Genomic DNA, 6,397 nt, shown 5'->3' with positions numbered 1-6,397 from the left:
ACCCGATCGCCACCCCGAACTGGGTGCGCTGACCGGCGTACGCGACGGTCTCCGCGAGCAGCGTCCTGCCCAGGCCCAGTGCCTGGGCGGCCGTCGTCAGCGCCGCGATCTCGGCGGCGTGCGCGGCCGCCGCGGTCACCTCGGGGCCGCGCGACAGGACCGTTCCGCCGAGCGGCCGGGCCAGCCGGCGTGCCGGGTCGGCGGACGGCTGGACGGGCCCGGCCGCCTCGGCCAGGCGCAGGGTGTCGCCGTCCACGACGAGGACCGCGTCGGCGGCGTGGGCGTCCAGGGCGTAGGGGCCCTCTTCGCCAAGCAGGCAGAGGGAGGCGACCGTCTTGCCGGACGCGATGCCCGGCAGCCACGCGGAGGCCGCCGCGTCGTCGCCGAGGCGGTCGAGGAGCGCCGCCGCGGCCACCGTCTCCACCAGCGGACCCGGCACCGCGTGGCGGCCCAGCTCCGTGAAGGCGACGGCGAGTTCGACGGGCAGCGGCCCGAGGCCGTCGTACCGCTCCGGCACCGCGAGCGCGAGGACGCCGGCCTCCGCGAGCCTCGCCCACAGGGCGCGGCCGGGCGCGGTGTCCCCGGCGGCCCACGCCCGGACGACGGCGGGCGTGCCGGCCGCCGCGACCATGTCGTCCAGGGAGCGGGCGAACGCCCGCTGCTCCTCGTCGAGGAGGAAACGCATCAGCGGCGTCCCTTCGGCAGGCCGAGCAGCCGCTCGGCGATGATGTCACGCTGGATCTCGTTGGTGCCGGCGTAGACGGGTCCGGCGAGGGAGAAGGTGTAGCCCTCGGCCCAGCCGCCGTGCGCGGGCGCCTCCCCGGCCGTGTCCGACAGTTCACCCAGGGGGCCGAGCAGGTCGAGCGCGGTCTCGTGCAGGGCGATGTCCAGCTCGGACCAGAAGACCTTGGTGAGGCTCGCCTCGGCGCCGGCCCCGCCGCCCTGGGCCGCCATTCGCGAAACGGTGGACCAGGCGGACAGCTGGTACGCGCGGGCGCCGATCACCGCGTCGGCGACCCGGTCGTGCACCGCGGTGTCGGCGGGGTCCGCGGCCGAGCGCCACAGTGACACCAGGCGGTCGGCCGCCGCGGTGAACCGTCCGGGGCTGCGCAGACTCAGCCCGCGCTCGTTGCCCGCGGTGCTCATCGCCACCCGCCAGCCCTGCCCCGGCTCGCCGATGACGTCCCGGTCCGGCACGAAGACACGGTCGAGGAAGAGTTCCGCGAAGGCCGGTTTGCCGTCGAGCCGGGCGATCGGGCGCACCGTCACCCCGTCCGCGTCCAGCGGGAACATGAGGTACGTCAGACCGCGGTGGGGCCGGTCCGCGCCGGGGTCGCTGCGGAAGAGGCCGAACGCGCGGTCCGCGAAGGCCGCCCGGGACGACCAGGTCTTCTGGCCGCTGAGCAGCCAGCCCCCGTCGGTCCGTTCGGCGGTGGAGCGCAGGCTCGCGAGGTCGGAACCGGCCTCCGGCTCGGACCACGCCTGGGCCCAGACGACGTCGCCGCGTGCCATCGGCGGCAGGATCCGGGTCCGCTGTTCGGCGGTGCCGTGCTCCATGAGGGTGGGGGCGAGGAGGCTGATGCCGTTCTGCCCGACCCGGCCGGGCGCGCCGGCGGAGTAGTACTCCTCCTCGAAGATCAGCCACTCCGTCGGCGTGGCGCCCCGGCCCCCGTACTCCTCGGGCCAGGAGACCACCGACCAGCGGCCGGCGGACAGGGTGCGCTCCCAGGCGCGGTGGGCGGCGAAGCCCTCGGCGGTCTCCAGCGAGGGCAGGGGATCGGCCGGGACATGGGCGGCGAGCCAGGCGCGGGCCTCGGCGCGGAACGCCTCCTCCTGGGGGGTGTGGTCCAGGTCCATCAGGCTCGGGCCTCCTTCATCGCGCGGACGTCCATGCCGCCGAGCGGGTCCCGCGCGGTCTCGGCGTTGTGCGCGTGCGCCAGATGGTGCAGCCCGAAGACCGAGTCCATCCCGGCGTGCATCCCCTGGAGGTCCTCGGCCTGGTTGACGGCCCGCTTGGTCAACGCCAGCCCCAGGCGCGGCATCCCCGCGATCCGGTCGGCCAACTCCAGCGTGTGCGCGGTCAGTTCCTCGCGGGGTACGACCCGGTTGACCATGCCGACCTCGTACGCGCGCCGGGCGCTCATCCGGTCGCCGGTGTAGAGGAACTCCTTGGCGATGCGCGGCGGCATCACCCAGGGGTGGGCGAAGTACTCCACGCCCGGGATGCCCATGCGCACCACCGGGTCGGCGAAGAAGGCGTCCTCGGAGGCGACGATCAGGTCGCAGACCCAGGCCAGCATCAGCCCGCCCGCGACGCACGCGCCCTGGACGCGGGCGATCACCGGCTTGGGCAGTTCGCGCCAGCGGCGGCACATGCCGAGGTAGACCTCGGACTCGCGGGCGTAACGGCTCTCCGCGCCCTCCTTGTCCGAGTGGTCCCACCACAGGCCCGCCCTGCGCTCGAAGGGCAGGTGCGCGTCCCGCCCCGGGCTGCCGATGTCGTGGCCGGCCGAGAAGTGCTCGCCGGCTCCGGCGAGGACCACGACCTTGACCTCGTCGTCGCCGGCCGCGCGGTACAGGGCCCGGTCCAGGGCGTAGGTCATCGCGGAGTTCTGGGCGTTGCGGTACCGGGGCCGGTCCATGGTGACCACGGCGACGGCGCCCTGGCGCTCGTACCGGACGGGTTCGGCCTCGACGGATTCCGTGCGGGCAGGGGACATCCGCCCCTCCTTCCCTAACAAGTGTTTGGTAGGTTAACGTACGGGCCACCGGCCGTCGAGAAGCCGGACCGTCCTTCGCCGAGAGTCACCCGGAGCCGCCCATGACCAGCGTCGAGGAGTTCCGCACCGAGTTCCGCCACTGGCTGAAGGCGCATCTCACCGGGGAGTTCGGGAGCCTGCGCGGGCGCGGAGGACCCGGCCGCGAGCACGAGGCCTTCGCCGAACGCCTCGCCTGGGAACGGCACATGGCCGCCGCCGGCTGGACCTGCGTCGGCTGGCCCGAGGAGTACGGCGGCCGTGGCGCCACCCTCGAACAGCAGGTCGCCTTCCACGAGGAGTACGCCCTCGCGGACGCCCCCGCCCGGGTCAACCACATCGGCGAGCAGCTGCTCGGCCCCACGCTGATCGCCTTCGGCACGCCCGCGCAGCGCGCCCGCTTCCTCCCCCGGATCGTCGCGGCCGAGGAACTGTGGTGCCAGGGCTACAGCGAGCCGGACGCCGGATCCGACCTCGCGAACGTCCGTACGCGGGCCCGGCTCGACGGCGACGACTGGACGGTCACCGGGCAGAAGACCTGGACGTCACTGGCGCACGAGTCCGACTGGTGCTTCGTCGTCGCCCGCACCGAACCCGGCTCCACCCGCCACCGCGGCCTGTCCTACCTGCTGGTGCCGCTGGACCAGCCCGGTGTCCAGATACGGCCGATCACCCAGCTGACCGGCACGTGCGAGTTCAACGAGGTCTTCTTCGACGACGCCCGCACACCGGCCGCGAACATCGTCGGAGCGCCCGGCGACGGCTGGCGGGTCGCCATGGCCACGCTCGGCTTCGAACGCGGTGTGTCCACGCTGGGCCAGCAGGTCGGCTTCCGCCGTGAGCTGGAGGCCGTCGTCGAACGGGCCAGGCGCAACGGCGCGGCGAAGGACCCGCTGATCCGCGACCGGATCGCCCGGGCCTGGACCGGCCTGGAGATCATCCGGTGCAACGCGCTGCGGACGCTCGACGGCGTCGCCGCCGGCGCACCCGGCCCCGAGGCGTCCATCGGCAAGATCTTCTGGGCGACCTGGCACCGGGACCTCGGCGAACTCGCCATGGACGTCTGCGGCGCCGACGGCATGCTCGCGGCCGGCGAACCCTACGACCTCGACGACTTCCAGCGGCTGTTCCTCTTCTCCCGCGCCGACACCCTCTACGCCGGCACCAACGAGATCCAGCGCAACATCATCGCCGAGCGCGTGCTCGGCCTGCCCAAGGAGGCACGCCCATGACCCCGGCGCCCCCGTACGAACCCGGCCACCGTCTGCTCGCCGGCCGGACCGCCGTCGTCACCGCCGCGGCCGGCGCCGGGATCGGCGGCGCCACGGCCCGACGGCTTCTGGAGGAGGGCGCGAGCGTCGTCCTCTCCGACGCGCACGCCCGCCGGCTGAAGGAGACCGAGGCCGAACTCGCCGCCGCCTTCGGTGCCGGCCGGGTGACGTCGCTGCCCTGCGACGTCACCGACGAGGACCAGGTCGCGGCCCTCTTCGACCTCGCCGAGGAACGGCACGGACGCCTCGACATCGTGGTCAACAACGCCGGACTCGGCGGCACGGCCGATCTCGTCGACATGTCCGACGACCAGTGGGACAAGGTCCTCGACGTCACCCTGAACGGCACCTTCCGCTGCACCCGCGCCGCCCTGCGCCGCATGAGGGCCGCGGGCGCGGGCGGCGTCGTCGTCAACAACGCCTCGGTGATCGGCTGGCGGGCGCAGAAGGGACAGTCCCACTACGCCGCCGCCAAGGCCGGTGTCATGGCGCTCACCCGCTGCGCCGCGCTGGAGGCCGCCGAGTACGGGGTCCGCGTCAACGCCGTCTCGCCCAGCCTCGCCCTGCACCCCCACCTGGTGAAGGTCACCACGCCCGAGCTGCTGGCGGAGCTGACCTCCCGCGAGGCGTTCGGCCGCCACGCCGAGCCCTGGGAGGTGGCCAACGTCATCGTCTTCCTGGCCAGCGGCTACGCGTCGTACCTGACCGGGGAGGTCCTCTCCGTCAGCAGCCAGCACCCATGAGGCGACAATGGCCGCGTGCCGAAAAGCAGCAGCAGAAAAGACGCGATGAGCCCGTCACCCGAGCGGCGTGAGGAGATCCTCGCCACCGCGGCCGAGGTGTTCGCCGCCCAGGGATACAACGCCACCACCGTCCGCAAGATCGCGGACGCCGCGGGCATGCTCGCGGGCAGCCTCTACTACCACTTCGACTCCAAGGAGTCGATGCTCGACGAGATCCTCTCCACCTTCCTGGAGGACCTGTGGGGCCGGTACGACACCGTGCTCGCCGCCGGCCTCGGCCCCAGGGAGACCATCGAGGCCCTCGTCACCGAGTCCTTCCGGGAGATCGGCCTGCACCGCCCCGCGGTGGCCATCTACCAGAAGGAGGCCCGGCATCTCCAGACGCAGCCCCGCTTCGGCTACCTCGCCGATTCGCAGCAGCGCTTCGAGAAGGCGTGGCTCGGCACCCTCGAACGAGGCGTGAGAGCCGAGGTCTTCCGCGCCGACCTCGACATCCGGCTCACCTACCGGTTCCTGCGCGACACCGTGTGGGTCGCCGCCTCCTGGTACCGGCCGGACGGACAGCACAGCCCGGAGGAGATCGCCCGCCAGTACCTGTCCATGGTGCTGGAGGGCATCGCCCTCGGCACCTGACCCCGTACACGCGTAGTACACGCGTACTTCGCGTACACAGAGAAGAGGAACGGCCATGCCCGAGGCATACATCGTCGAAGCGGTCCGCACCCCCGTCGGCAAGCGGAACGGCGGACTGTCCGCCGTCCACCCCGCCGACCTCGGAGCCCATGTGCTCACCGCGCTGATGGAGCGCTCGGGCGCCGACCCCGCGGCCGTCGAGGACGTCGTCTTCGGCTGCCTGGACACCGTGGGACCGCAGGCCGGTGACATCGCCCGCACCTGCTGGCTGGCCGCCGGACTGCCGGAGGAGGTGCCCGGTGTGACCGTGGACCGCCAGTGCGGCTCCTCCCAGCAGGCCGTCCACTTCGCCGCCCAGGCCGTCCTGTCCGGCACCAGCGACCTCGTCGTGGCGGGCGGCACCCAGAACATGTCGCAGGTGCCCATCGCCTTCGCCAGCCGGCAGGCCGCCGAGCCGCTCGGACTGACCGAGGGCCCCTACGCCGGCTCCCGGGGCTGGCGGGCCCGCTACGGAGACCGGCCCGTCAACCAGTTCCACGGCGCCGAACTCATCGCCGAGCGCTGGGACATCTCCCGCCGCGCCATGGAGGAGTTCGCGCTCCGCTCCCACCAGCGGGCCGTCCGTGCCATCGAGGAGGGGCGCTTCGACCGCGAGACGGTCCCGTACGGCGACGTCAGCCGCGACGAGGGCCCGCGCCCCGACACCACCCTGGAGAAGATGGCGGGCCTGCGGCCGCTGGTCGAGGGCGGCCGGCTGACCGCCGCCGTCTCCTCGCAGGTTTCCGACGGCGCCTCCGCGATGCTCCTCGCGAGCGAGCGCGCCGTACGGGAGCACGGGCTCACCCCGCGCGCCCGCGTCCACCACCTCTCGGTGCGCGGCGAGGACCCCATCCGCATGCTGTCCGCGCCGATACCGGCCACGGCGTACGCGCTGAAGAAGGCCGGGATGACGCTCGACGACATCGACCTGGTCGAGATCAACGAGGCGTTCGCC

General features: G+C 73.3%; 7 protein-coding genes. 4 read left to right on the top strand and 3 right to left on the bottom strand.

The window, feature by feature from the left end; all coding sequences use genetic code 11:
- The 3 genes from GTW67_RS11695 to GTW67_RS11685 form a co-directional block, all read right to left on the bottom strand.
- Positions 1-685 (bottom strand): acyl-CoA dehydrogenase family protein (locus GTW67_RS11695; protein WP_161164734.1); only part of this gene is annotated, 685 nt, incomplete at its 3' end.
- Positions 685-1,857 carry an acyl-CoA dehydrogenase family protein gene (locus GTW67_RS11690; protein ID WP_161164733.1) on the bottom strand — a complete coding sequence of 391 codons (1,173 nt, stop codon included), beginning with the start codon at positions 1,855-1,857 and terminating at the stop codon, positions 685-687. The genes GTW67_RS11695 and GTW67_RS11690, both read right to left, overlap by 1 nt.
- Positions 1,857-2,720 carry an enoyl-CoA hydratase gene (locus GTW67_RS11685; protein WP_161164732.1) on the bottom strand — a complete coding sequence of 288 codons (864 nt, stop codon included), beginning with the start codon at positions 2,718-2,720 and terminating at the stop codon, positions 1,857-1,859. Before GTW67_RS11685 ends, GTW67_RS11690 begins: the two co-directional genes overlap by 1 nt.
- A gap of 101 nt (positions 2,721-2,821) precedes the next feature.
- On the opposite strand from GTW67_RS11685, the gene GTW67_RS11680 reads away from it, so the two are divergent.
- From GTW67_RS11680 to GTW67_RS11665, 4 genes are all read left to right on the top strand, one after another.
- A complete protein-coding gene (locus GTW67_RS11680) occupies positions 2,822-3,988 on the top strand; it encodes an acyl-CoA dehydrogenase family protein (protein ID WP_161164731.1) in 1,167 nt (388 codons plus the stop codon).
- Positions 3,985-4,770, top strand: coding sequence for an SDR family oxidoreductase (locus GTW67_RS11675; RefSeq protein ID WP_161164730.1), 786 nt, complete (start codon positions 3,985-3,987; stop codon positions 4,768-4,770). Before GTW67_RS11680 ends, GTW67_RS11675 begins: the two co-directional genes overlap by 4 nt.
- Before the next feature lie 45 nt (positions 4,771-4,815).
- A complete protein-coding gene (locus GTW67_RS11670) occupies positions 4,816-5,403 on the top strand; it encodes a TetR/AcrR family transcriptional regulator (RefSeq protein WP_161164735.1) in 588 nt (195 codons plus the stop codon).
- 55 nt (positions 5,404-5,458) lie between these two features.
- Positions 5,459-6,397, top strand: a 939-nt coding sequence (locus GTW67_RS11665) for an acetyl-CoA C-acyltransferase (RefSeq protein ID WP_161164729.1), incomplete at its 3' end; no start/stop codon positions are given.

This window comes from Streptomyces sp. SID5910, from assembly GCF_009862125.1.
In the GTDB taxonomy this organism is placed as follows: domain Bacteria; phylum Actinomycetota; class Actinomycetes; order Streptomycetales; family Streptomycetaceae; genus Streptomyces.
This window is presented reverse-complemented; position numbering and strand designations above follow the sequence as displayed.

Bases quoted from the DNA above. Each gene is read 5' to 3' on its own strand.
- GTW67_RS11690 (WP_161164733.1), bottom strand. From the start codon at position 1,857: ATGGACCTGGACCACACCCCCCAGGAGGAGGCGTTCCGCGCCGAGGCC.
- GTW67_RS11685 (WP_161164732.1), bottom strand. From the start codon at position 2,720: ATGTCCCCTGCCCGCACGGAATCCGTCGAGGCCGAACCCGTCCGGTAC.
- GTW67_RS11680 (WP_161164731.1), top strand. From the start codon at position 2,822: ATGACCAGCGTCGAGGAGTTCCGCACCGAGTTCCGCCACTGGCTGAAG.
- GTW67_RS11675 (WP_161164730.1), top strand. From the start codon at position 3,985: ATGACCCCGGCGCCCCCGTACGAACCCGGCCACCGTCTGCTCGCCGGC.
- GTW67_RS11670 (WP_161164735.1), top strand. From the start codon at position 4,816: ATGAGCCCGTCACCCGAGCGGCGTGAGGAGATCCTCGCCACCGCGGCC.